Annotated in this window: 26 protein-coding genes; 13 read left to right on the top strand and 13 right to left on the bottom strand. The window is 54.6% G+C overall.

The annotated features are described in order from the left end of the window. Nucleotides 1-15: 15 nt before the first annotated feature. A complete protein-coding gene (nirD, locus tag ABID47_RS20055) occupies nt 16-333 on the bottom strand; it encodes a nitrite reductase small subunit NirD (protein WP_089549144.1) in 318 nt (105 codons plus the stop codon). 12 nt (nt 334-345) lie between these two features. Beyond that, entirely contained in the window at nt 346-2,781 is a 2,436-nt protein-coding gene (gene nirB, locus ABID47_RS20050; RefSeq protein WP_354499343.1) for a nitrite reductase large subunit NirB, read from the bottom strand. 343 nt (nt 2,782-3,124) lie between these two features. Between nirB and ABID47_RS20045 the strand changes: the two genes are divergently transcribed. Both ABID47_RS20045 and ABID47_RS20040 read left to right on the top strand, forming a co-directional pair. After that, entirely contained in the window at nt 3,125-3,748 is a 624-nt protein-coding gene (locus tag ABID47_RS20045) for an ANTAR domain-containing response regulator (protein WP_076172798.1), read from the top strand. Further along, nucleotides 3,745-4,779, top strand: a complete 1,035-nt coding sequence (locus tag ABID47_RS20040; protein WP_354499340.1) for an anthranilate phosphoribosyltransferase — start codon at nt 3,745-3,747, stop codon at nt 4,777-4,779. The genes ABID47_RS20045 and ABID47_RS20040 overlap by 4 nt, the downstream gene beginning before the upstream one ends. 271 nt (nt 4,780-5,050) lie before the next feature. Here the strand turns inward: ABID47_RS20040 and ABID47_RS20035 are convergent, their stop codons facing one another. The 3 genes from ABID47_RS20035 to ABID47_RS20025 form a co-directional block, all read right to left on the bottom strand. Next, nucleotides 5,051-5,329 carry a DUF2277 domain-containing protein gene (locus ABID47_RS20035; protein ID WP_076172796.1) on the bottom strand — a complete coding sequence of 93 codons (279 nt, stop codon included), beginning with the start codon at nt 5,327-5,329 and terminating at the stop codon, nt 5,051-5,053. Nucleotides 5,330-5,445: 116 nt separating this feature from the next. Continuing rightward, the gene (locus tag ABID47_RS20030) at nt 5,446-6,246 is read right to left on the bottom strand and encodes an N-acyl homoserine lactonase family protein (RefSeq protein ID WP_354499338.1); all 801 of its coding nucleotides are present in this window, start codon (nt 6,244-6,246) and stop codon (nt 5,446-5,448) included. Nucleotides 6,247-6,409: 163 nt separating this feature from the next. Next, on the bottom strand, nt 6,410-6,847 hold the full coding sequence (locus ABID47_RS20025) for an RrF2 family transcriptional regulator (RefSeq protein ID WP_076172795.1): 438 nt from the start codon (nt 6,845-6,847) through the stop codon (nt 6,410-6,412). A gap of 445 nt (nt 6,848-7,292) precedes the next feature. On the opposite strand from ABID47_RS20025, the gene ABID47_RS20020 reads away from it, so the two are divergent. Then, nucleotides 7,293-8,261, top strand: a complete 969-nt coding sequence (locus ABID47_RS20020; RefSeq protein WP_354499336.1) for a putative RNA methyltransferase — start codon at nt 7,293-7,295, stop codon at nt 8,259-8,261. Between the two features lie 100 nt (nt 8,262-8,361). On the opposite strand, the gene ABID47_RS20015 is transcribed toward ABID47_RS20020, so the two are convergent. After that, nucleotides 8,362-9,987, bottom strand: coding sequence for a DUF4179 domain-containing protein (locus ABID47_RS20015; RefSeq protein ID WP_354499334.1), 1,626 nt, complete (start codon nt 9,985-9,987; stop codon nt 8,362-8,364). After that, nucleotides 9,944-10,540 (bottom strand): RNA polymerase sigma factor, encoded by a 597-nt coding sequence (locus ABID47_RS20010; RefSeq protein WP_354499333.1) that lies wholly within the window; start codon nt 10,538-10,540, stop codon nt 9,944-9,946. The genes ABID47_RS20015 and ABID47_RS20010 overlap by 44 nt, the downstream gene beginning before the upstream one ends. Nucleotides 10,541-11,141: 601 nt before the next feature. On the opposite strand from ABID47_RS20010, the gene ABID47_RS20005 reads away from it, so the two are divergent. From ABID47_RS20005 to ABID47_RS19985, 5 genes are all read left to right on the top strand, one after another. Next, nucleotides 11,142-11,867: an MBL fold metallo-hydrolase gene (locus tag ABID47_RS20005; protein ID WP_354499331.1), complete on the top strand. Its 726-nt coding sequence runs from the start codon at nt 11,142-11,144 to the stop codon at nt 11,865-11,867. Continuing rightward, entirely contained in the window at nt 11,867-12,433 is a 567-nt protein-coding gene (locus ABID47_RS20000; protein WP_354499329.1) for a TetR/AcrR family transcriptional regulator, read from the top strand. The genes ABID47_RS20005 and ABID47_RS20000 overlap by 1 nt, the downstream gene beginning before the upstream one ends. Before the next feature lie 124 nt (nt 12,434-12,557). Then, on the top strand, nt 12,558-13,076 hold the full coding sequence (locus tag ABID47_RS19995; RefSeq protein ID WP_354499327.1) for a CcdC family protein: 519 nt from the start codon (nt 12,558-12,560) through the stop codon (nt 13,074-13,076). Between the two features lie 452 nt (nt 13,077-13,528). Then, nucleotides 13,529-13,960 (top strand): helical membrane plugin domain-containing protein, encoded by a 432-nt coding sequence (locus tag ABID47_RS19990; RefSeq protein WP_076172788.1) that lies wholly within the window; start codon nt 13,529-13,531, stop codon nt 13,958-13,960. A 39-nt stretch (nt 13,961-13,999) separates the two neighbouring features. Beyond that, nucleotides 14,000-15,178: an NAD(P)/FAD-dependent oxidoreductase gene (locus ABID47_RS19985; protein ID WP_116232842.1), complete on the top strand. Its 1,179-nt coding sequence runs from the start codon at nt 14,000-14,002 to the stop codon at nt 15,176-15,178. A gap of 96 nt (nt 15,179-15,274) precedes the next feature. Here ABID47_RS19985 and ABID47_RS19980 read toward each other — a convergent pair whose 3' ends face one another. Beyond that, on the bottom strand, nt 15,275-17,149 hold the full coding sequence (locus ABID47_RS19980) for an FUSC family protein (protein ID WP_354499324.1): 1,875 nt from the start codon (nt 17,147-17,149) through the stop codon (nt 15,275-15,277). Between the two features lie 375 nt (nt 17,150-17,524). Here ABID47_RS19980 and ABID47_RS19975 point away from each other — a divergent pair, with 375 nt between their 5' ends. Continuing rightward, complete coding sequence (locus ABID47_RS19975; protein ID WP_116232844.1) at nt 17,525-17,797, top strand: hypothetical protein; 273 nt, start codon at nt 17,525-17,527, stop codon at nt 17,795-17,797. Nucleotides 17,798-17,841: 44 nt separating this feature from the next. Next, nucleotides 17,842-18,795 (top strand): L-lactate dehydrogenase, encoded by a 954-nt coding sequence (locus ABID47_RS19970; RefSeq protein ID WP_354499322.1) that lies wholly within the window; start codon nt 17,842-17,844, stop codon nt 18,793-18,795. 4 nt (nt 18,796-18,799) lie between these two features. On the opposite strand, the gene ABID47_RS19965 is transcribed toward ABID47_RS19970, so the two are convergent. After that, nucleotides 18,800-19,252, bottom strand: a complete 453-nt coding sequence (locus ABID47_RS19965) for a hypothetical protein (RefSeq protein WP_354499320.1) — start codon at nt 19,250-19,252, stop codon at nt 18,800-18,802. A gap of 93 nt (nt 19,253-19,345) precedes the next feature. On the opposite strand from ABID47_RS19965, the gene ABID47_RS19960 reads away from it, so the two are divergent. Next, the gene (locus tag ABID47_RS19960; protein WP_251678021.1) at nt 19,346-19,621 is read left to right on the top strand and encodes a hypothetical protein; all 276 of its coding nucleotides are present in this window, start codon (nt 19,346-19,348) and stop codon (nt 19,619-19,621) included. A gap of 20 nt (nt 19,622-19,641) precedes the next feature. Here ABID47_RS19960 and ABID47_RS19955 read toward each other — a convergent pair whose 3' ends face one another. Then, nucleotides 19,642-21,129 carry an amidase family protein gene (locus ABID47_RS19955; RefSeq protein ID WP_354499318.1) on the bottom strand — a complete coding sequence of 496 codons (1,488 nt, stop codon included), beginning with the start codon at nt 21,127-21,129 and terminating at the stop codon, nt 19,642-19,644. A 97-nt stretch (nt 21,130-21,226) separates the two neighbouring features. Then, nucleotides 21,227-21,646 (bottom strand): VOC family protein, encoded by a 420-nt coding sequence (locus ABID47_RS19950; RefSeq protein WP_116232849.1) that lies wholly within the window; start codon nt 21,644-21,646, stop codon nt 21,227-21,229. A 65-nt stretch (nt 21,647-21,711) separates the two neighbouring features. Between ABID47_RS19950 and ABID47_RS19945 the strand changes: the two genes are divergently transcribed. Continuing rightward, a complete protein-coding gene (locus ABID47_RS19945; RefSeq protein ID WP_285855329.1) occupies nt 21,712-22,128 on the top strand; it encodes a GNAT family N-acetyltransferase in 417 nt (138 codons plus the stop codon). A gap of 85 nt (nt 22,129-22,213) precedes the next feature. Here the strand turns inward: ABID47_RS19945 and ABID47_RS19940 are convergent, their stop codons facing one another. Beyond that, complete coding sequence (locus ABID47_RS19940; protein ID WP_251678017.1) at nt 22,214-22,726, bottom strand: NUDIX domain-containing protein; 513 nt, start codon at nt 22,724-22,726, stop codon at nt 22,214-22,216. 137 nt (nt 22,727-22,863) lie between these two features. Between ABID47_RS19940 and ABID47_RS19935 the strand changes: the two genes are divergently transcribed. Further along, on the top strand, nt 22,864-23,358 hold the full coding sequence (locus ABID47_RS19935) for a hypothetical protein (protein ID WP_354499315.1): 495 nt from the start codon (nt 22,864-22,866) through the stop codon (nt 23,356-23,358). Here the strand turns inward: ABID47_RS19935 and ABID47_RS19930 are convergent. Further along, nucleotides 23,355-23,894 carry a GNAT family N-acetyltransferase gene (locus tag ABID47_RS19930; RefSeq protein ID WP_354499313.1) on the bottom strand — a complete coding sequence of 180 codons (540 nt, stop codon included), beginning with the start codon at nt 23,892-23,894 and terminating at the stop codon, nt 23,355-23,357. The two genes, ABID47_RS19935 and ABID47_RS19930, sit on opposite strands and share 4 nt — an antisense overlap. Between the last annotated feature and the right edge of the window lie 76 nt (nt 23,895-23,970).

The following is a 23,970-nucleotide window of genomic DNA, read 5'->3' as shown; positions in this document are numbered from 1 at the left end:
CCTCCTCCCTCTCGCTTAAGATTCCGTCAGGCAATAAATCGCCCCGCTTACCGGATCCACCTCAACCTCATAGGTGCTGACCTTGCCGGTATCCGGCTCCTGCACGCAACCGCTGCGCAGGTCGATTTTCCAGTCGTGCAGCGGACAATGCACATCTTTGCCGCACACCATGCCTTCGGAGAGCTTTCCTCCTTTGTGCGGGCACTTGTTCTCCACCGCCAAAATATCCCCGTCGCTTAAGCGGAACAAGGCAATCTCCGTCCCCTCCAGCACCACCGTCCGCGATCCTTTCGGATCGATTTCCGATATGTTTCCGATCAGATGCTTAACCATCCCGTTTCCCCCTTAGTTCTTCACAGGCTCTGCATTCGGCAGAGGTTCAAAGTTTTTGCGGAGTTCCTTGTCGGACAAAATCTCCTTCCACGGATCCTTCTGCGTGCTGAGCGCCAGTTTCAGCCGCGCATGGAGAGCCTCGCGGTCTTCCTTCTTCTCCAGCGCCTTCTTCACGCTGTCCAGCCCGACCCGCTCAATCCAGACCGAAGTCCGTTCATTCCACTGCGCATGCTCGCGGTAATATTGAATAAAGGCACTCGCCCATTCGACCACTTCATCCTCCGTCTTCACGACGCAGAGCAGCTCGGTTGCCCGCACATGCACGCCGCCGTTGCCGCCGACATGCAGCTCCCAGCCGCCATCGATGGCGACCACGCCGAAATCCTTAATCGTCGCTTCCGCGCAGTTCCGCGGACATCCCGATACGGCCAGCTTCACCTTGGCCGGTGTACTCAGACGTTCCAGCTCTTTTTCAAGCCGGATGCCCATGCCGATGGAGTCCTGGGTACCGAACCGGCAGAAGGTGGAACCGACGCAGGTTTTGACCGTGCGGAGCGCTTTGCCGTAAGCATAACCGGAAGGCATGTCGAGCTCCTCCCACATTTTCGGGAGATCCTCCTTTTTGACGCCAAGCAGGTCGATCCGCTGCCCGCCGGTGATCTTGACCATCGGCACGTCGAATTTCTCGGCGACCTCGGCGATTTTCTTCAGCTCGGACGGAGAAGTGACGCCACCATATATCCGCGGCACCACGGAATAGGTTCCGTCCTTTTGAATGTTCCCGTGGTATCTCTCGTTGGTGAACCGGGATTCTTTTTCATCCTTATAAGACTCGGGGAACAGCATACCCAAATAGTAGTTCAGCGAAGGACGGCATTTGGAGCAGCCTTCGGGATTGTTCCAGCCCAGCACGTTCATCACTTCTTTGATAGACTTCAGTCCCATCCGGGAGATTTCTGCGACGATTTCGTCCCGGTTCAGTGTTGTGCAGCCGCATATGCCTTCTTTGACCGGCTCTCCTGCCGCATCACCCGCATAGAGCTGAACCAGTCCCTCGACCAGCGGCTTGCAGCCGCCGCAGGACCCAGACGCCTTCGTGCACGCTTTGACCGAGGATACAGTCGTGCAATTTTTGTTCAGGATCGCGTCCTTGATCGTCTCTTTGGTGACGCCGTTGCAGCCGCAGATGATTTCGTCATCCGGCAGACTGGCCAGCCGTTCTTCCGGCGATACGGAAGATCCGGCGCCGGCGGTGAAGCCGAGCAGCAGCTCCTTTTCCCGGCCCTTGACCGATTCCCGGCTCTTCATCAGCGAGAACAGCTTGGAGCCGTCGCCTGTGTCCCCGAACAAAACGGCGCCGACGAGACGGTCGTCGTGGATGACGATCTTTTTATACACGCCCTCCACTTCATCTTGGTAACGCAAAGCCCTGGTGCCCTCCGGCTCGGCAAAATGACCCGCGGAGAATACATCTACGCCTGACACTTTCAATTTGGTGGAAGTCACGGAGCCGGCATAACCGGCGGTATCGACGCCCGCAAGCCGTTTGGCGAGCACAGCCCCTTGTTCATACAGGGGAGCGACCAGTCCGTAGGCGATGCCACGATGCTCCGCGCACTCCCCTACGGCATAGATGCTGGGAATGTTCGTTTCCATATAATCGTTGACGACGATGCCCCGGTTGACCTCAATTCCGGCGGACTTCGCCAAGGCCACATTCGGCCGGATGCCGACCGCCATGACAATCAAATCGGCGTCGACCCGGGTGCCGTCGGTAAAGCGAAGCTCCTTGACCCGCTTGCGCCCCATAATGGACTCGGAATGCTTGCTCAGCAGAAACGTCATCCCTTGGGCTTCCAGTTCCCGCTGCAGCATCCGTGATGCGGTTTCGTCCAGCTGACGCTCCATTAAATAAGGATGGATATGGACGACCGAGACATCCATGCCGAGGTGCAGCAGCCCTCTCGCCGCTTCGAGCCCCAGCAGTCCGCCGCCAATGACCACGGCCTTTTTATGCTTTTTAGACGTCTCCATCATCATTTCGCAGTCCTTGATATCCCGGAAGGCGATTACCCCTTCCTTATCTGCGCCCGGAAGCGGGAGCATGAACGGATTGGAGCCCGTCGCCATAATCAGCACGTCATATTTCGCCTCTGCACCTTGATCGGAGTAAACGACGCGGTTTTTCGTATCGATTCGGGTCACCATGTGCCCGGCATATAGTTGAATCCGGTTTTCTTTGTACCAGTCCCAGTCGTTGATCACAATTTCCTGAATATCCGCACCGCCCGCAAGGACCGATGACAGCATGATCCGATTGTAGTTGGGATAAGGCTCCGCCCCGAAAATCGTGATTTCGTACGCATCCGGCGCCAGCTTCAGCAGATGCTCCAGCGCTCTTACCCCCGCCATCCCGTTACCGACCATGACCAGCTTTTTCGTCGCCATGTCTCTTCCGCTCCCCTCAATAGTCCAATCTTCTGAATCTTGTACCAAAAACCAGAAAAGCCCGCCTTCAGGCCCCGGACAGAGTGGACGCACTCTGGTTCAGGAGTCGAAAGCAGGCTTCATTGCCGCTATAAAGGATACACCGTTGTATCCGGCTGTTATCAAGTTCTTGAGGGAAATATACACTATTCCCCGAGCATTTGTCAACATATTTAACATGAAAACACAATTTCATTTGGTTATCGACATGTCACCTTGTTTTATGTTATATAAATTAACATACAAATCTGTTGCACTCATCTTAAACTCTGACTGGACTGAATTAAGAAGGGAGCGTCTATGCATGCGTTCATTGCTGGTTATCCACCGCCAGACCCCTCCTTCAGAGCGAAGTGATTCAGATAGCAGGACGCTTCTGCCGGAGTACATCCTTCGTTCCTACGGGTACCAAGTCCATCTAGCACGCAACGAAGAGCAGGCGATCGCCGGAATCGGAGATGCGGACGGTGCGGTGCTTCACCTTCCGGTCTCCGAGATCAAGGCTTGGTGCGGCAAGCTCGAGAAACACAAACAAACGCCGGTTCTTTGGTGGTGCAGCGATACGGCCGCTTCCATGTCCCTCGAGGCATGTGAGGATGATGTTATTATTGACGGGCTTTTATTTCCGACCATGAAAGCGCACGAGCTGCATTGGTCGCTGCATTTCAGCTCCGCCCACTTTTATGAGCGGCAGCAGTGGAAGAACGAGCGCAAGCAGCTTCTCGCCCGCATTGAAGAACGAAAGTGGATCGATATGGCCAAGGGGATTCTGTGCGAACTCAAAAATATATCGGAATCCGAAGCCTATGACGTCCTGCGCAAGCAGGCGATGAATGAACGGAAACGGATGGTGGATGTCGCGACCTCCATCGTCAAGCTGTATCAGCTGCTTCAGGAATCCGGTTCGGGAGGTGCCAAGAAATCATGATCCATTTATTAAAAGAAGTCGGCCGGGGCAAGCGGGGCGCCCGTGACCTGACCTATGAGGAAGCCCTCCAGGCGGCTGAAGCGATCCTCGGTTTAACCGCCACGCCCGCCCAGATCGGGGCGTTTTTTATCGCCGAACGCATCAAAATGGAAAGCGTAGAAGAGCTGGAAGCCTTCGTGTCGGTCCTGCGCAAACACGCCGCCCGTTCGGACCTTCCTCAGGGCATCGACTGCGCCGGCCCGTATGACGGGCGGAAGTCGTCCTTTATATCCACGATCGCCACCTCTTTTGTGCTGGCTGCCGCAGGGCTGCCTGTTACCTTGCACGGGTCGGCGTCCCTTCCGCCGAAGTGGGGGATGACGCTGGCCGATGTGTTTGCCGCAATGGGTATTTCCGATCCGTCGCTGTCCAGGGAGCTGTGCCTGGAAGCAGCGCGTCAGACGGGCGTACTGTACGCCCATGCCGAGACTTGGTGCCCTCCGCTGGCGAAGCTTCGCCCCATTCGCGAAGAGCTCGGCATGCGGACCGTGCTCAACACGGCCGAGAAGTTTGCGGATTACGGGCACTCCCCTTTCTTAACGTTCGGGGTGTACCATAACACGGTCTTTGACCGGCTCGGCCGGCTCATCATGAACCTCGGCTATGAGCGGGCCTTGATTATCCAGGGAAGCGAAGGCTCGGATGAGCTGTACATCCACCGCCCGACCCGAACCTACCGGATCGAACACGGGGAGGCTTCGCTCCAGATCATCGATCCGGAGAGCTTTGGCCTGGATACGCCGCTGCCAGAGGTCGACTGGACGCCAGCCGAGCAGGCGGCGGTCACCGGCCAGGTGCTGCAGGGCAAGGGCAATATGGCTTTTATGTATCAGGTGCTGCTGAACGCGGCAGTGCGCCTGCATCTGGCGGATCGGGTGCAGTCTGTTGAGGAAGGCCTGTATACGGGCAAGGCGCTGCTGGAATCCGGCAAGCCGCGGGAGCTGTACGAAAAGTGGCAGGCGGTGCTTAAAAACCAGCCGTTAACGGTCTGAATCCCCTGTCTTCCTGCTGTCGATAGAGGCAGAACAAAGAACGTCCCGGAAAATTCCGGGGCGTTCTTCGATTTGTCTACAGCTTGTCTTTGGTTTGTCTTCGGTGCGGCGTCGATCTACATGGCAGGCTCACTTTACTTTAGCCGGGACCGGTCTTGCCTCAGATCATGGGCTTTGGCGTAACCTATGGCTTCTTCATTCCAGCTTGGTCCAAGCATGCGCCCATTACTGACTACTGCCGCCTAAGCCTCGCACTGCCTAACCCCGCCGCTTACGCCTCTGCCGTTCCGAATCGCTTCGCCGACCGCTCTTTCGCCTTCTGAGCCTCGATCTCGCGGTCACGGGGACTGGAGTTCGTAACCAGGGAGTCCAGCAGCTTCCTGGATGCCGCGGCGACCTCCGCTATCGCCAGATTAAAAGCTTCCTCATTCGCCTTCGACGGGCTCTGGAAGCCTGACAGCTTGCGCACATACTGCAGGGACGCAGCCTGAATCTCTTCATCGGTAGCCGGCGGATCAAAATTAAACAGCGTTTTGATATTTCTGCACATAGCCCTTCTCCTTTGGAATGTTTTTCGAATGCGTTTTATGTCCAATATAACGCACCCGCTGCCGTTTTCCAAGAAAAGGGATATGCTCTCCTGCATCAAGTCTGTTGCCCGGACATTTAAAACCGCATAGGAATCGGCTTCGCCTCATGATGGGCCAGCGCCGCAACGCAGTCCTCTCTCCCGGCGAAATCCCGCACCCACTGCAGCGATTTCATCGCCTGATCCGGATCCGATGTAATCCCCGGCAGAATCATCTCCTGCCAGGATCTCTCCGCATACCCAGCATCGGAAGCCAGGAGCAGCCACCCTTTCTCTACTTTGGCCAAAATAGACAAATGTCCTGGAGTATGTCCCGGGGTATGAACCAGATACAGCAAGCCGTCGCCGAATACATCCAGACCCGATTGATACGGGCCGTAGGGAATCGGCTCGAGAGCAAACGGCGTTACGGGCACTTCCCGGTGCCACGCCTCCTGGCTTACGGCCGCAAACTCCCACTCCGGCTGGCTGACGAGAAAACGCCCCGCACCCTTCAGCAGCCCAAGGCCGCTGATATGATCGACATCCAGATGGCTGATGACAACAAGCTCAATATCTTTCGGGGTAAGCCCGCGCGCCTGCAGCTGTTCCCTGACAGAGCTGCCGGCAGGCAAATCGTATTCGATGAACTGCCATAAATCGCTGCCCAGGTGCTGCTCCGGTCGGGTTCGTATATCCTCATGCCATCCGGCATCGACGACAACGCGCCGTCCACTGGGGTGCTCAATCAAATAGCTGGACAGCGGAACCTCGGACTGGAAGGATTCGCCCCGCTGATTCACCGGAGGTATGCTGTCCAGTTGCTTAAATGCGAGCGAGCGGTCATATTTCAATCGGCCTGTATGCAGCACCTCTACCTTAACAAAATCGTTCATCATAACTCCCCTCCCTAAATCGGTTAAACGTATTATCCAATATTTAGCGATTTTCGGGAAGAAGGCACTTTAAAGTGATATACGAACCCGAAGGTTCGTGCTGTACTCCGGAACAGCACAAAAAAGCCCGGCTTACGCCGGACTTCATGTCGTTCCATTCTGTTCATCACGTGGGGTTTGCCGCGCTGCCCGCTTCCTCGATCTGTTTTATGACATCCGTCAGCGTAATGCCATCCAGATACCGCTCCAGCGCGGCTTCACCACCGCTGTATATCTGATCCATAATTCCCTCGATATTGGAAGCCACTTCACAAGGCAGCTCCTCTCCGCCTGAACACCAGCTCGGCTTCAAGGATCCTCTTGCAAGCAGACGGTACAAATCACCCAATGTGACCTTCTCGGTGCCCGGATTCAGCAAATAGCCCCCGCCGACACCTTCCTTGGTCGTTACATACCCCTGTTTGCGCAGCAATCCAAGCACCTTCCGAATCCGTGCCGGATGCGTGCAGACACTCTTGGCAATCTCTTCACTGTTAGCCATTCGTTCTTCTTTCAAGCTAAGAAGGGTTAAACAATGGACGGCAATGTTGAACTCACTATTCATTTTCGCTCCCCCTTATTACTGTAATTATATGGTTTACAGTTGCTTGTGTCAACCGGATTGCCAGGGTTTGGAACGTTTTCCGCTGAAAAATAAATAAAGGACGTTAACGAGACTGCCGGGACTGTTTTTCCTCCGGACCAGTATGCTTAGTTTGACTTAATTCCCCTTGGATTAAACCTCCTCTCCTGACAGATCCAGCGATCGTTTTCCCGGCTCTGAAAAGTTTGTTATACTAGAGCGGGATCCTGTCCTTTAGATCTAAGGCTCCAGGCTCCCTAAATCCTGCGTGAAAGAGGTTGTGTAAACCATGATTATTCAGTTTATTCGTTACCGTTAATGTAAGGTACAGATAACAAAAGCCCCGTTTTTTTAAAAATACTGACGAGGGTTTATTTGTCTGTGCCTTTTTCATTCAAACGGAAAACGAATGAATGGGGTGTTTTTGGTGCACAACGCTAAATTAACCGTGCTCGCCGGACTGATATCCCGGCATGAGCACCTGTTTCGCTGCCCAATCTGCTCCCGCCCATTGAAAATGGACGGATCTCGCAGCATGATTTGCGGCAGTCGGCATTGTTTTGACTTGTCCAAGGACGGTTACATCAACTTGATTCCGCACGCCGTGCGGTCCAAATACAACAAAGACCTGTTTACTTCACGGCGGGAAACCAGCCGCCACGGCTTGTTTGACCCGCTGATCGATGCGATTCGCAACAAAATTGAGGATACGGCGCCTTCTCGATCGAGGGAATTACGCATTTTGGATGCGGGATGCGGCGAGGGCTCCCATTTGGCGGCGATTCTGTCTGCCCTGCAGAAGCCGGATGCTCCAGACATCCTGGGCGTGGGCGTGGATATCGCCAAAGAAGGGATTCGCCTGGCCGCCAAATCGGGCGCACCGGCGATCTGGTGTGCGGCCGACCTGGCTGGCAGCCCGTTTGCCGACCGGCAGTTCGACGTCATCCTGAACATCTTGTCTCCGGCGAACTACCAGGAGTTCCAGCGCCTACTCCGGGATGATGGCATGTTGATCAAAGTCATTCCAGGAAGCCGATATCTGCAGGAAATCCGCGCCTTGTTCCAAGGTGAGGCTGCAAACCGGCCGTCTCCTGCCGAGGGGTTTACCGACGGATGCACAATCGACCGCCCGTCTCCTGCTGCCGACAGCACCACCCGACGGCTCGTTCCTGTTACCGGTCGTACCGCCGAATTGTTCGGCAGGAATTTTGCCAGCGTGGATGTTCAGCATGTGGAATACGACATGCTCGTCGCCGGAGAAGCCTTGGAGCATCTTCTCCGCATGACCCCGCTCTCCTGGGGCGTGCCGGAAGAAGCGATTCAGCGGGCTGCCGGGCAAGGCCCCCTGCGTGTCACCTTCGATTATGTAATGTTGTGTGGCGGGATGAACGAATAAGTGATCGGTCTTATCGACATCAAAGCCCCTACCGGCCAGCAGCGGCTGGCAGGGGCTTTTTTCATACAAAGATTCGGACATGGGGTGGGCTGAGAAATCGTCATGGGGCTTCCCAATAATCCTCCGGATTCACGTTTTCCAGTCCCTTGATGGGCTCGCCTTTCGGCAGGTCGAAGGACCAGTTGACGTTGGTGTACCACTTGTCGGTGACCTTGCGGATGAGGGTCGCTTTTTCAGGAAGAGTTGTTAAGCCTTCGACGGTGAGGTCGCCGTTGATATCCTGGATATCGGTAAATCCTCCATATGAGCCCCTAAAAGTTGCGGGAAATTCTTTGCCTGACTCTTCGTCTCTCATCACCCATTCGTCATGGGAAAGCATGTTTCTGTACTTCCCGTTTACCCGTAGCAAACCAGCCGTTTCTTCCTCTAGCGAGCTTGGATCCTGGCCAATTTTCATGCTGCTGATGGTTAATGAATCCCCTTGGCCCTTAAATTCGGCTGGCTTCGAAGATAGTTCAAGAGGATGAAATTGCACCGAATCGTCACTTATCACAGGAATGGAATACCCGTCCAAAACAAACCTCACCTTCTCGCGGTCATAGGGAAGGTACTTAAATGTGTAGGACCAGTGATGCTCATTTCCAACCAGACTATGTTGTTGGGCAATCAACGTTTCTATTTGTGGTCTCCTATTGTTATTGACGCTTGAAAAGTCAGTTCCATTCTCGTCCTCAAAATGGTACATGAGCAGCATATTCTCCAAACCTGATTCCGGGACCAGCTTAGCCAGCTTCCCATCTAATGAAGTAGATAGCTCCAGCCGTACAGCACTTGGTGTTCGAACCAGCCGTTCCATCTTAACGTGTAATCCTTCTGGTGTAGTATACTGCTGATCCAGTGGTGTTACCTTGGTCAGTTCATTCGCTTTTTTCATATCCAGGGAAAATTTGAAATTCCAATTCCCCTTAACGATCTTGTGAGAAAATATTTCCTGACCAATCTGGTTAATATTTCCCTCCACGATGAGTTTATCCGATTTAACTCCACTTGGGAGAAGCGACGTAACATTCTCAACCGCGTCGGATCCTCCTAAAGATAGAAGTTCAGTCAATACCTTGCCTTCAGTATCCTTAACTGTAACTTGGCTCCAGTCTACCTTGTTTACCACCGGCTTCCCATTCGGGTCGGTAATTTTGACTCCCATCATAATCCGGGCTGCATCCACAACAACTTCATTAATTTCTAATGTATATCCTTTGTCCTTTACTTTGATATGCGGATTTTGGACAAGTCCGAGTGTTTGAGAATCCAACAGCCCAATATCCGTATTATCCCTCGCAAATATCGACCTCACCCAATCCGCTATCGAAGGCTGGGCGTAAACCGTTAGTGCGGCGGCGACGATCAGTAAGCAGGCTGCGGCCAGAGCGGCCCGGCGAATGAACGGAGAACGTCTCCTTTTTCTCAACGAAATCGTGTCCGGCTCGTTCTCCTCAGTTGCAAGCTCAATCGGGACATCAGCCAAGGAAGCCATGACCTGCCGGGTGAAATCATCCGTCAACTGCTCCGGGTACAGCGCTTGGCTCCAGGCCTCCTGCTCCTGTCGGACTTCTGCCATCAACGCCTGACAGCGAGAGCAGTTCTGCACATGAATAGTTAACCCAGCCCCAGCAGACGCTTCTTCAAGAATGAACTCTTCCATCTGAGCACGATTCAAGCATTTCACGGCTGATCCCCTCCTTTCCCTTCAGCTTTTTTTGCAGCTGCTTTCTGGCCCGGTGCAGCCGGTTGCGAACCTGATCCACCGTCAGGCCCGTGACGCTGCCGATTTCTTCATAGCTCAGCTCATTTGTGTACCGCAGCAGAAACACCAGACGGTATTGTTCCGGCAGCTCCCGAACTAACTGCAAAGCCTCCTGCCGAGCTTCCTTGCGAAGGAGAGCCCGCTCGGGCGTGTTCTCATCCCGTACCGCCTGGTAGGCTTCTTCCTCCGGGGCCTGCGGAAACGACTTCCGCCTTCCCGCATCCCGCAGTACATTCACCGCGATCGTATACAGCCAGGACGCAAAGCTCGACTCCAGGCGGTAACTGGCCAGCTTGCGATACGCTTTGACAAAAGCCTCCTGCGTATAATCCTGGGCATCCTGATGACCCGCCCCCATACTCCGGAGCAGACCGTATATTTTGTTTTTATGCGCATCGACCAGCTCGGCAAAGACTTCCTTGCGCCCAGCCAACACCTGCTCGATCAGCAAGCTTTCCCGTTTCGGGTCTATCATGACGATCCTCCCTGCTTTAATAGCCATCTGAATCTATAGACGGCATATGAGGACGAATGCTCTCACTTTCTGGAAAAAACATCTGTCAATCGGTCGAACAGATGCCAAAGTGGATTGTCTCAACTCTCCCCGACTACCCGATCAGGCGCAAAAAAGTCCGCCACACTGAACATCACAGCGGCGGACCCGAGAGGGATTTTCGGAGTCAAAATCCCCAATAACACAAAAAAATGAGCCCTTCAGCGAAGGAGCTCCAAATCAGATTAGACATATGAAAGGGTTTACAATAGGTATTATAGTATAAATCTTCCTGATTGAAAACGCTTTTTTATCCTTTAATTTCATTTTATCTCATGTGGGCTGTGTATCGTATATCTCTTGTACCTCATGTTCTTATATTACCTTCATGTCCTTTTATCCCCACACCCTTATATCCTCATATCCTCATGTCCTAGATTTCACATGTTTCTCATTACATGTTTTTCACCACATATTTACTAAGTTTTTCACATCTCCGCCAATTATTTTTAAATTGGGTATTGCCAAAACTAATATCATTAGTTATTATACTAATATGATTAGTTTTGAGGAGGAGTTATCCATGAAAATGACGACCGTTCAGCAAGTAACCCAGGTTGCTTTTATGCCCCGCTTGTTTCCCGTTAATGTGTATCTGATTGAAGAAGAAGACGGGTTGACCCTAATCGATGCCGGCATGCCTTTTAGCATAAAAGGCATCCAGCAAGCCGCCGCCCGCTTAGGCAAACCGATCGTAAGGATCGTTCTTACTCATGCGCATGGTGATCATATCGGGGCATTCGACCTGCTGAAGGCGGCTCTTCCTCAAGTGACGACTTATATTTCCCGCCGCGACAGCCGCCTCCTTGCAGGCAACAAGGAGCTCGAGCCCGGCGAGCCGCAGGAGCCGATCCGCGGAGACATCCCCGCCCCGGGCAAGGTCACCACGAAGCCTGACGTGCTGCTGGAAGACGGAGACCGCATCGGGTCGCTGCTGGCCGTCGCCTCCCCCGGACACACGCCGGGACATATGGCGTTCTACGACACGCGCAGCGGCGTACTCATCGCGGGCGACGCCTTTCAGACCCGCGCGGCGCTGGCCGTATCCGGCCATATGCAGCCGCTGTTCCCTTTCCCGGCGATGGCCACCTGGAGCAAGGCAACTTCCATCGCCAGCGCCAAACGGCTGGCCGGTCTGAATCCGACCTGGCTGGCGGTCGGCCACGGCAAAATGATTCCGCAGCCGACCGATAAGATGGCTGTCGCCATTTCCCGGGCCGAAGAGGCCTTGAAGAAGGGGGCGGTCTAATGGTGCGCCGCATGGGGCTTGATCGCGAAACCCTGCTGATTGCCGCGGCCGAACTGGCCGATGAAGCCGGATTGGATAACCTGACGCTGTCCGCTTTGGCCCAGAAGCTCGGTGTCCGCTCCCCTTCCCTGTATAACCATGTGAACGGACTACCGGACCTGCGCAGTGCGCTTGCCGCCTATTGCATGCAGCATCTGGTCGATTTGATGCGCGATGCGGTCATCGGCAAATCGGGCGAGGAAGCGATTCTGAGCTTGAGCACAAGCTACTTGACATTTGCCCGCCAGCGCCCCGGCCTCTATGAGGCCTTTTACAAAATCGAAGCGTCGGATTCCCCGGAGACCGGAAAGCTGGGTGAGCAGCTGTTGAGCATCTTTATCCGGGTTCTCGAACCCTACGGTCTCGGGGAACAGAACACCTTGCATACGATCCGCGGTCTGCGGAGCCTCCTGCACGGCTTCGCCTCCCTGGAACAGAACAATGGCTTTCAGATGAAGCTCGATTTTGACGAGAGCCTGCATTTTGTTATGAGAGCCTTTCTGAAAGGACTGGAATCCGGCGCATAACTGCCCGGCAGGCTTGCCCTCAAGGCCCGGTAAAGATGTCATATGACGTTCAAGTTTACTTCTCTATTTGTGTGATATACTATTAGATGTGATAAATGATATTGACAAGAGGGGAGTCCTTGACGTGCCTCATATCAGTCCCTTGTATTTGCAAATTGGAACGACCGTGGGGACGTTGGTTTTGGCCCTGATGACCATATTCATCCGTCTCAAGGCGAGCCACAGACCCGTTACGATAAAGAAAATATTAATTCCGCCGATGGGCATGGCGACCGGTTTCCTGATGTTCGTCGCCCCGGCCGTGAGAATCCCGCTGTGGTGGGCGCTCATCGCCTTTTTAGTCGGCTGGTTCCTGTTCTCCTATCCGCTGATACGCAGCACCAAATTTGAAGTAAGCGGAGGACAGGTCTTTGCACAGCGCTCCAAGAGCTTTATCATTATTCTCTTCGCCCTGCTGGCCGTCCGGATGCTGCTGCACCAGGTGATTGAGGAATATGTATCGATTCCGCAGACCGGCGCCCTGTTCTTCATTCTGGCCTTTGGCATGATCCTCCGCTGGCGGATTTTCATGCTGAGACAGTACCGGAAGTATGCGCCCGCTGCCTTAGAATCGGTATCCGATCCCTTAAATCCGGCGGAATGACCCCATGATCGATACTAAGCCAGATTTGAACGTCTTCCACGCAGGGTTTCCTGCCCGGGGCAAACGATAAGCCAATTTCCTTAAGATAAGGAGATTGGCTTTTTTGATATCAGAAGATTTCCTCAAAAAATAAACCCGCCAATGCATAACGCCAGGCCGTTTGGAAAATGCTTAAAACGAATGAAATAAGCGGGTCCGCTGCGCTGGACGCCCTGCCTGCAAGCTCTTTTCCAATCGATGGCGGCGATACCATGTATATTTTTTCACATTTCTTTCGTAAAGTGGTCCTTTTTACGATCATTTATGTTAACATTAGGAGGACGATAGTGACTAGGCCTTTTCGGACGGAAAAGGTCTTGTGGCTTGTAGATACTCCTTCGAAGGGAGTCTATGAGCTCCTTTTCATTATAAAAATACTTAAGCACAACTGCTTACGCAAAGGAGAAATGGACATGTCAGAAGCAATTTCTGAACAAGAGACACAAAACGTGTCTGTCGGCAAGGAACAAAACGACGTGCTGGACCAGCTGCTCAAACCTGAGGTGCAGGAATCCCTTACGATTCTGGTCGACCAGCTTCCAAAGCTGACTGAGCTTGTGAATCTATTGACAAAGTCTTATGACTTCGCTCAAACCGTCGCTACCGACAAAGTGCTGAAGAGCGACACCGTCGGCGCGATCACCGAAATTGTGGAGCCTGTGAAGCATTCGGTGAAGAACATCGCCGCTACTGTCATCGAAGCGAAAGACCGCGCTGAAGACAGCAACGAAGTGATCGGTCTTTTTGGTCTGCTTAAAATGCTGAAGGATCCGCAAGCTCAAAAAATCTTCCGGTTCCTGAACGCTTACCTTCAAATCTCTGCGGAAAAAGCAAAACAACAATAATCTTTTATACATCTAACCAGTAAGGACGGAGGAAAAACCATGTCAAAACATATTGTCATTTTGGGTGCCGGTTACGGCGGCTTGCTTGCCGCTCTGACCGTACGCAAATATATGAACAAAGATCAAGCACGGGTTACGGTCGTGAACCAATACCCTACGCACCAAATCATTACCGAGCTGCACCGTCTGGCTGCAGGCAGCATTGCTGAGAAAGCGATCGCTATGCCGCTCGAAAAACTGTTCAAGGGCAAAGAAGTCGACCTGAAGATCGCAACGGTCAACTCTTTCTCCGTAGACAGCAAAGAAATCAAACTTTCCGACGGTTCCAGCCTGTCTTACGACGCTTTGGTTGTCGCACTCGGAAGTAAAACGGCTTACTTCGGCATTCCAGGGCTCGAGCAGTACAGCTTCGTGCTGAAGTCTGCTGAAGACGCGCTGAACATTCATAAGCACATCGAAGACCGCATCCGCGAATACTCCAAAACCAAAAACGAAGCTGACGCAACGATCCTCATCGGCGGCGGCGGCTTGACCGGCGTTGAGCTTGTCGGCGAAATCGCTGATATCATGCCTGGTCTGGCTAAAAAATACGGCGTAAATCCAGCCGAAGTGAAGCTGCTTTTGGTTGAAGCCGGCCCTAAAATCCTGCCTGTGCTGCCTGATCCGCTCATCGAGCGCGCGCAAAGCAGTCTGGAAAAACGCGGCGTAACCTTCCTGACAGGATTGCCTGTAACAAACGTGGAAGGCAACGTGGTTGACCTGAAAGACGGTCAAAAGATCGTAACCAACACCTTCGTATGGACAGGCGGCGTGCAAGGCAACCCGCTCGTAGGCGAATCCGGCCTCGAAGTGAACCGCGGACGCGCTACCGTCAACGAATTCCTGCAATCCACTTCCCATCCGGACGTGTTTGTGGCTGGGGACAGCGCCGTTGTATTTGATCCAAGCGGACGCCCACAACCGCCAACCGCGCAAATCGCTTGGCAAATGGGCGAGCTGATCGGCTACAACCTGTATGCCCTGCTCGAAAACCATGCGTTCGAAACATTTGCTCCGGTGAACTCCGGTACGCTTGCAAGCCTTGGCCGTAAAGATGCCGTGGCTACCATCGGCGAAAGCAACACGGCCCTCAAAGGTCTGCCTGCATCCCTGATGAAGGAAGCAAGTAACATCCGTTACCTGTCTCACATCAAAGCTCTCTACACTTTGGCTTACTAATCTGTAAACCATCGTTTGACGCATTAAACCAAACAGCCCTCTTTCCAAGGCATTTGCCATGGAAGAGGGCTGTTTTGTGTTGGGATTGGTGCCCGCTCACCTGCCGTTCAGCGCATGCCGGAGATCGGCGAGCTCCTGCCCGATATCCGGCACCAGCGGCAGCTCCAGCCCGTCGGTTCCCTCCGGCCCTTCTTCCGTCTCCCGCCGCTGCTCTGCGGACTGGGCCATTTTCTCGAGATGGAGCAGCACCGCTCCCAGTTCCTGGTCAGGCAGGACGGGCCGGAGGGCGCTCAGCGCGTAGGAGTTCAGCACGTACCCGAACTGATCCAGCGACCAGATGACGGGCAGCAGCTTCTCCAGCTCCTCCTCACTGCGCGGAATCTCGCCGAGCGCGGTCTGGTACACCGTCCTCAGATTGGACAGGTGCCGCCGCATGGAGCGCTGCTGGAGGATGAGGCTCAGCCTCGCTGCGGCACTCGCAGGCTGCCGAATGAACAGCAGCGCCAGAAACTGCGCCTGGCTGCGGATCGTCCGGCCGAGAAGGTACGGAATCCGGCTGGAAGCCGAGCGGCTGCCGACCAGCAGCACACCGATCAGGCCGATAACGCTGCCGACGAGCACGTCGGTCAGCCTGGCGCCGGCAAAATAGCCGAAGTTATGTATCCGGGTATTGGTCTCCGCCATCAGCAGTGCGTTGGGCGTGATGAACAGCATGGCCAGGGCGTAGTTGCGCACGATCAGCAGTTCCGTAAAAAAGGTGAACAGCATGATCGCTATGGATACGACGAAGCCCTCCGGGTGGGTCCACAATATCGCGCTCGCGATGAGGATGCCGAGTATCGTTCCGAGGGATCGCTGAATCGCCCGGTGAAAGGTGGCGATGACGGTGGCTCCGAGCATCACCGAAGCACAGGAGAGCGGCACCCAGTAGGACCGGTTCAGCTGAAACGCATACGCGGCAGCGGCAGCCACCATCAAAATGACACCGAACCGGATCGCCTGCAGAAATACGATCGAGTCCTTATCCAAATTGCCCTCCAGGATGCTCCGCACCGGCGTGCGGGTCAGCTTACGGCGGTCCTGCTCCCCCTCGGGTTCCGCATCGCTAAAAATAGCATCCAGCTGCCCAACAAGGTCCCTCAGATCCCGGATGCGGGGATCCGGGTCGTCCGGCAGCGGCGTTCGAACCCATGCATCCGGCTGCCCGCACCCTTCCCCTGCCCTTCTGACTGCGGCGCTGAGCTCGGGCGGCAGCTTCTCCCCCACGGCCAACGGAATTTTGTCCGTAATCAGATAAATGTGGTGCGCAAGCGAGTACATCTGCGACAACCGGCGCGGTGTTGCGTCGCTTCGCCGATCGAACCCGCCTGTCGCTAGAGTGGTTTCCGCGCTGTACATGGACAGCAGCGTTTGATGCCGGGCCCGGCTGTATTCCCGGGTGCCCGCACCATCCAATAGGGAGCCCAGGTCGAGATACAGCTGGCGGACGGCGCCGATTTCGGGACCGTGCGGCCGAAGCAGCCAGCCGGCCATGGCAAAGCACCAGGCCAGCATTCCGCCTAGAAACACCAAGCCGCCGCGGAGGAACGCCTGGGAAGGATCGGGCGGCATCCCCGTGGCCAGCGTGAAGCTGAGCACGAAGAATAACGCCCCCGGACCTTTAAACTTCAGCACGCCGAACAGGTAGGACGCCGCTGCCCCGATGCAGCCCAGAACAAAGGCGGCAAGAAGCGGGTAGGGAGCCAGCAGCGTTCCCGCTGCCACAGAGAATGTCAGGCCCAGGGCGGCAAACAGAATTTTTTTGGCCCTAAACCCATACGGCTCGCTCGCCATGTACAGATAGGCGAAACCGCCTGTTCCTGCCAGCATCCCGTACGAAAATTGGCCAAGCCAAAATCCGATCAGGGATGGCAGGCCAATGCACAAACCGGCGCATAAAGCCCGGTTCCACGGGAGCGCAACCTTCTTCATCTCAAAGGCTTGTTTGATGGTTTGCGATAAAAACGGGCGATGCTTTTTCGTTATCCCAACTCGGATCCCCCCTTCCGCACCTGATCATGCCAAAAGAGCAGCCCCACACCTGTAAGGCCGCTCCCGGTTTACCATGTACTATATTTATTGCCATCCGTAATCCGCAATATGCTGAGGCCTGCTTGTATCGCCGCACACTTTTGATGTCTTCTCCCATTGATCAGGGTACGTAAAAAAAGGACGCCTTGCGACCGAAACCTTCCACTCCGCGTGAGGAGCGAATAGCCCAAGCCTGATTTTCCATAAAATAATATGATTCCGCGATTCAAAGTGCCGCTTTAAAATTACCCCAGGGCACAGGGCAGGAGGAAAGGAATGAAGAAGGACCTAGGGCGCCCCAGGCGGCGTTCCGAGTTTACGGTTTGGGTCGTGTCCCGATCCGATGTGTTTACGTTTGTGGTCTACGAAATGATTCTCAGCTCTGCGGTGTATGCCGGCCTCAAGCGGGCCAACGGGCATGAGCTGATCGCCATACTGGGCAGTTCGGTCAGCACGACCGTGTGCAAAAGGTGGGTACGTCTGGATGCGCTGGCCTGGTGGAGGCGCGGGCGGGAGCTCCATATTGTTCCCTGGCCAAATCGTCCTTAGGGAAATTTGGGGAATTCTAGCTCACGGAGAAGGAGGTGGCGGAAATGAAAAGAAGAAAGCGCAGGGTCGCCATCGTCGGCTCGGGCATGGTCGGTGCAACTGCGGCCTATTCCATGATCAACCAATCGATCTGTGACGAGATCATGATGGTCGACCGCACTTATGACCGCGCGCTGGCGCAGGCACTCGACTTGTCGCATTGCATTGATTTTACGCATACGCGCACTTCGGTTTACGCTGGAACATACGCGGACTGTTCGGATATGGACGTCGTAATATTGACGGCAGGAGCTAATCCGAAGCCGGGCCAGACCCGGCTGGACGTGCTTGAAGAGGCGGTACTTATCACCCGACAGATCGTTACGCCGATTTTGAAGAGCAGCTTTGAGGGCATATTCATCACCGCGGCCAATCCGGTCGATATCGTCACCTATCTGATCCGGCAGTTGTCGGGCTTTCCACGGAACCGGGTCATCGGCACCGGAACGTCCATCGACTCTTCGCGCCTCAAAACGCTGCTGTCGGACATTTTTTCGATCGACCCCCGCAGCGTTCACGGGTATGCTCTGGGTGAACACGGCGAGTCCCAGTTCGTCGCATGGTCGCATGTCACGATTGGCGGCAAACCGGTTCTGGACATTCTCTCACAACACAAGGAGCGCTTTAAGCACGTGGACCTGACGGACATCGCCCGAAAAACGAAGGACGCCGGCTGGGAGATCTACACCCGCAAAGGATCTACGCATTTTGGCATCGGTAGTGCCATTGCCCACATCACCCGCTCGGTGCTGAACGATGAGCATAAAATAATCGCCGTGTCGGCCATCCTCGAGGGAGAATATGGCGAACACGGCGTGTGTACCGGCGTCCCGGCGATTATTCACAGCGACGGGATCCAAGAAATTATAGAGCTGAATCTGAATGAAGATGAGCGCGGGCTGTTTGCCGCGTCCTGTGGCGTCATCCGCAGCAATTTGGATAAGCTGAATCTGGTCTAGCCGGCTACATCCACCGGATAAAAAATCTCTGTTCCACGGGGATTGAATGCTCCTCTGCCCATTGCAGAAGCTCCGGCTCGCCGGCAGGCTGACGGGGCTGCAGGACAAAGCACAGCTTCATCGGCACGATCCGCCGCTGCTTCAGCTTGATTCCATACCAGCGCTCGTTGATCCACATGCCCTGAATGTCCGCAGCGGATACTTCCTTGCCTTCCAGAACAAGCTTTCCGGGTTCGAGCAGCAGCGTTTTGGGTTTCCCTGCCGAGCGGAAGAGTGCAACCGTAATGGCCCCAATAATATATAGAAGCAGCAATATATTCATGACGTAAATGCTTATTTTAAAATTGTCATCCAACGAATTAACAATTAACATTTGAATCGTAATGGCTAGAATCACAGCCATGCCGATCAAAAATTTTGCCCGCAGCGGATATTTAATAGCAAGCTGGGAACGCATGAGCTTCCCCCTTTCCGAGTGTTATTTTACATATTATGGGACGCAAGCTATACTGCTATCATACATCACTTTTTTGGAAAGGGGGAAGCCCGCGTGAATTTCGCCTTGATCGGTTTGGCGGCTGTCTTGATGGTGTTGTTTTGGTCCGCTCTAGTGATCGGGGGTATCCAGCTCCTGTTCAGCAAGGGACTAAAACGCAGGCTGGACCCTTTTATCCTGTTGTCACTCGTTCTTGGACTGGCTGCCGTCGCCCGGATGGTCCAATGCTGGATTTACGGCCAACCTATGCCCGCAAGTCTCATCATGCTTTTCGTTTCCATCCTTCTGGTCGGGTCATCGCGGCGGCGTTACTTGAAAAAGCAGCTTTAAGTTTTCACTATCCCCCTTGCCTACTCCAGAACAGGAGGCACCCGGTGCCTGGTGGCCTGTTCATAGCCGTAAGCGATCTTGATCAGCGTCGGCTCGCTGAAAGCCCGGCCGATAAAAGTAATCCCCTGAGGCCCTTTGGTGGTATAACCCCCGGGAGCAATGACCCCGCGCTCGGCGAATCCGCCCGGCACGGTAATGACCGGGAAACCGGCCCGTGCCGCCAGGTCATCGCCCCCTTCACTCCCCAGAAACAAGAGGGCATCCAGCTTATGCTCATCGAAAGCCCCGTTTAGCCCCTGTCTTGCCTGACTGACGCTGCGCTTCAGGCTGCCGATATACTCTTTCTCGGTCAGCGTGCCGCTGGTAGCCTCCGAATGGATCAGAACGTCCTGCCCGTAGCGGAGGCAGGTATCCGCATGCTCCTCATTGAACCGGATCACCTCTTTGAGAGAATGCACCGGCACGGTTTCCGGCAAGCGGGACAAGTAGTCATTGACCCCTTTCTTAAATTCATAGGTCAGCACACGCCCATCCCACTCCGCCTGCTCGCAGGATAATTCGACGGGATCGATGATCTCGGCTCCCTTCTCCTTCAGCACCCTGATCGCGGCTTCGATGATATTCAGCCGGTCCTCGTCCAGCTCCTGATAGTAAAACCTCGGAATCCCGATTCTCGCCTGCGGGAGAAATTCGGCATCCAGAAACGGCGTATAGTCCGTATAAAATTGCCCGCTGCTGCCGTGTGTCACCTCATCCTCTGGGTCTACGCCGGTCAAAGCGCCAAGCAGCACCGCCGCGTCGGCCACCGTTCGGGTCATGGGGCCTGCCGTATCCTGCGTATGCGATATCGGGATAATGCCGGCTCGGCTTACTAACCCGATCGTCGGTTTGATTCCGACGATATTGTTCTGGCTGGCCGGACTGATGATCGACCCGGAGGTCTCCGTGCCGATGGCGGCCGCGGCCAGATTCGCCGCCACCGCGCTGGCTGAGCCGGAGCTCGAGCCGCCGACAAACAGTTCGCCGGGCCCGTAAGGGTTCAGACATAACCCGGTCCGGCTGCTGTAACCTGACCACATCGTGCTGGACATAAAGTTGGCCCACTCGGTCATATTGGCTTTTCCGAGCAATACCGCCCCGGCGGCCCGCAATTTTTCCGCCACGAAGGAGTCCTTCACGGCTATCGAATCCGCCAGCGCCAACGCCCCTGCGCTGGTATGCATCGCATCCCGCGTAGCAATGTTGTCCTTTAACAGAATCGGGATGCCGTGCAGCGGCCCGCGGGTGCCGATTTCGTACCGCTCTTCGTCGAGCGCCCGCGCGATATCCAGAGCCTCTGGATTCACTTCGATGATCGTTTTCAGTTTTCCATCAAACTGCCGGATTCGTTCCAAATACAGCTGGACCAGCTCTTCCGAAGTGATGGTGCCGGTATTCATCGCTTCCTGCATGCCGGCGATATCGGCCTCCACGATCCACTCAGCCGGGTTTATTGGACTGCTGCTCATTATAATCGCCCCCTGGGTAAGCTGCCTTCGTCAGCATGTATCTGCTTACCATTTTTCGTAACACTTGATCTGTATAACCGCTTTTTTCTTTTGTATTCTATAGGCCGCTAGTATTTTGCAGCACGATGCGCCAGCCGTCCGGGTCACAGATGGTGATGCCGTTAACGTCCCAGTACGGGTTCTCGGCTTTGACAGCCGGGTAACCCATCGCCTGAAGACGCTGTGCGACGGCATTTCGCTTGTCGGCATCCGGTATGTAAAACACCAGCAGATTGTCCGCTGAAGGCGGCGGCACGGGAACCCCGTGTTCATGCTGCGTAAATTCGAGATGATAGGAGGAATCCGGCAAGCCGAACATCACGCCGTCATAGCCTTGGTGCTGCTGAAACGAGCCGATGACCGGCAGTCCGAGACCCTCATGATAGAACTGTTTGATTTTCTCGATTTGGTGCGTCGGGCGCGCCACCCGGAACTGAACGGCCGGCATCTGCTCCGACCAGACAGGGTTGTTGTCCATGATTGACCTCCTATATAGTAAAGTCATACCAACTCATTTCATTTTCGAGAAAGAAGGTACACTTAATGATTATTTACCAGGACCATCTGCAGGGAATCACGGAGTCATCGGTTGCCCCCGGCTTTTTCGACGGCTGGCCCAACCCGCCCTCGCCCGCTGTGCTGATCCGGGTGCTTGCGAACTCTACCTTTATCATACTGGCTATCGATTCCGATACCAAGCGAATGATTGGTTTTATTAATTGTTTATCAGACAAAGTATTAACGGCCTATATTCCTTTACTTGAAGTGATTCCGGAATATCAGGGCCGGGGGATCGGCAAGGAGCTGACGGCACGGATGCTGGAGAGGCTGAAGGGGCTGTATATGGTGGATTTGCTGTGCGATCCGGATGTGCAGGAGTTTTACGCCCGTTTGGGTATGAAAAAAGCAACGGGCATGCTGATGAGGAACTACGAGCATCAATCAGGGGCCGAGCAATAGGAATAGGCGGCTCCGGGTCTTCCGAACTCGAGGAGGGTGTTCCCCATGGACGACTTCTTCCTGATACAGGCGCGTTTACACGCCTTCATTGTTCCCCTTCCGATTCGCCGGCAGGCTGCTTCAGCGCCTCCTCCAGCACCAGTCCCAATAAGGCATGATCAATAACATAACGAAACTCTTCAGGCTCCACCCAAATTCGGGCCAGGCACTCGTTTTCCCGGTTAAACGGCAGGCATTCCTCAATGTCCATCCGGTAAAACAGCTGGTAGCCGACCAGCGGATATTTGCCGTTCGGGTCAAAATGCTCGTTCTCCTCGTGGCTCACTTCCATCATCCCGATGTACACGGCACGGCCGCGGACGCTGCCTTCCTCCAGCACCTCGCGGTGAAACGCCTCCTCCGGCGTCTCGCCCGGCTCGACATGCCCGCCGGGGATATCAAAACCGCGCCCGTCCACATGGACGGCCAGCACGTTACCCCGCAGCATACAGATGCCGTGAACGCTGGTCACTTTGGCCGGATCCGGCATGTCCTTCGTTGGGATCCAGGTCAGCTTGACCGGCTGGCCGCCCCATTCTACGCGTATCGTTTGACTCACAGATATAAACCTCCTTCATTGCAGTGCACGATGCTTGCCGTCAGCCTTTGCTCACATCTCTAAAATGAGGGCAGCAGCATTTGATTCTCTTCCCACACCGCCCAAAGTACCTTAATATGGGAATGAATACTTGGGAGGTGACTACTATTCCTCGTAAACCACTATTAAAATTAATTCTCCGCCGCCGCGCTCTGATCCTGCCCTCCGCACTCCTGGCCGTTGTTTTGCTGCTCACGACACTGCCGGGATGCGGCAGCCGAGAATCAGGAAACAATGGTGCACACAAGACGGTGCAAACCGGCATCTCGCATTCCTGGGCTTTTCCGTTTATCCGCTGGGATAGCCGTCTGTATCGGCTGACCGAGCTGCACTCCGTCGAAATCGGCACCCGCCTCGGTACCGTAGAAACCTACGCCGATGTCGAAGGCCACGAATACCACGGAACCTATTCCAATGCATACGAGGTGGGAACCGGCATATTTTCCATCCAGGGAACGGCTCCTGATCAGGCTATTGCCGTCCAGACCATGAATGGAATCGATGTGCTGATCGAGTCTACGCTGAAGGATCCCCCCGATTCGCTGAAACCGGCCGAAACCGCCGATCCAAGCGAGCCTGCCCCTTCCCGCTAGTCATCCGGATTGATGATGGCCAGCACCTGATGATCTTCCCACTTGCCGTTGATCAGCACATTGCTGCGGGCGATGCCTTCACGGTGAAAGCCTGCTTTTTCGAGTACGCGGATGGATCCCAGGTTGCGTGGCATAACGCCGGCTTCGATCCGGTGTAGCTTCAGCTCGGTAAACGCATAGTCGACAATTAGCCGCACGGCTTCGGTCATATAGCCCTTACCATTTTCGGCCCGGTCCAGAAAATAACCGATAAAGGCGCTCTGCAGCCCTCCCCGGAGTACCTGAAACAGGTTAATGCTGCCGATCAGCCGGTCGCCCTCGATCCGGAAGACGCCAAAGCTGTATTCCAGGTCCTGCTCCCGGCTCTCCGCCTGCGCAAGGATTCTGGCCTGCTGACCTTTCAGTGTGTAGTAGTCCGGATCCCGCGGCATCGAAAACTGCTCAAAAAACGCCCGGTTCTCCACCTGCAGCCACAGGCTTTCCTCCGCATCTTGAATCGTTAACGGCCTTAAATATACGCTGTTCCCCTTTAACATGACGTGTCCTCCCTTCATCCCTATGTAATAACGTTCATCGGTGTCATTCAGCTTTCCTTTGGAAAGTTCTTAGAAC

Origin of the sequence: Paenibacillus favisporus, from assembly GCF_040545415.1 — a bacterium.
GTDB classification, from domain to species: domain Bacteria; phylum Bacillota; class Bacilli; order Paenibacillales; family Paenibacillaceae; genus Paenibacillus_AQ; species Paenibacillus_AQ favisporus.
The sequence above is the reverse complement of the archived record's forward strand: the minus strand, read 5'-3'. Positions and strand labels throughout refer to the sequence as shown.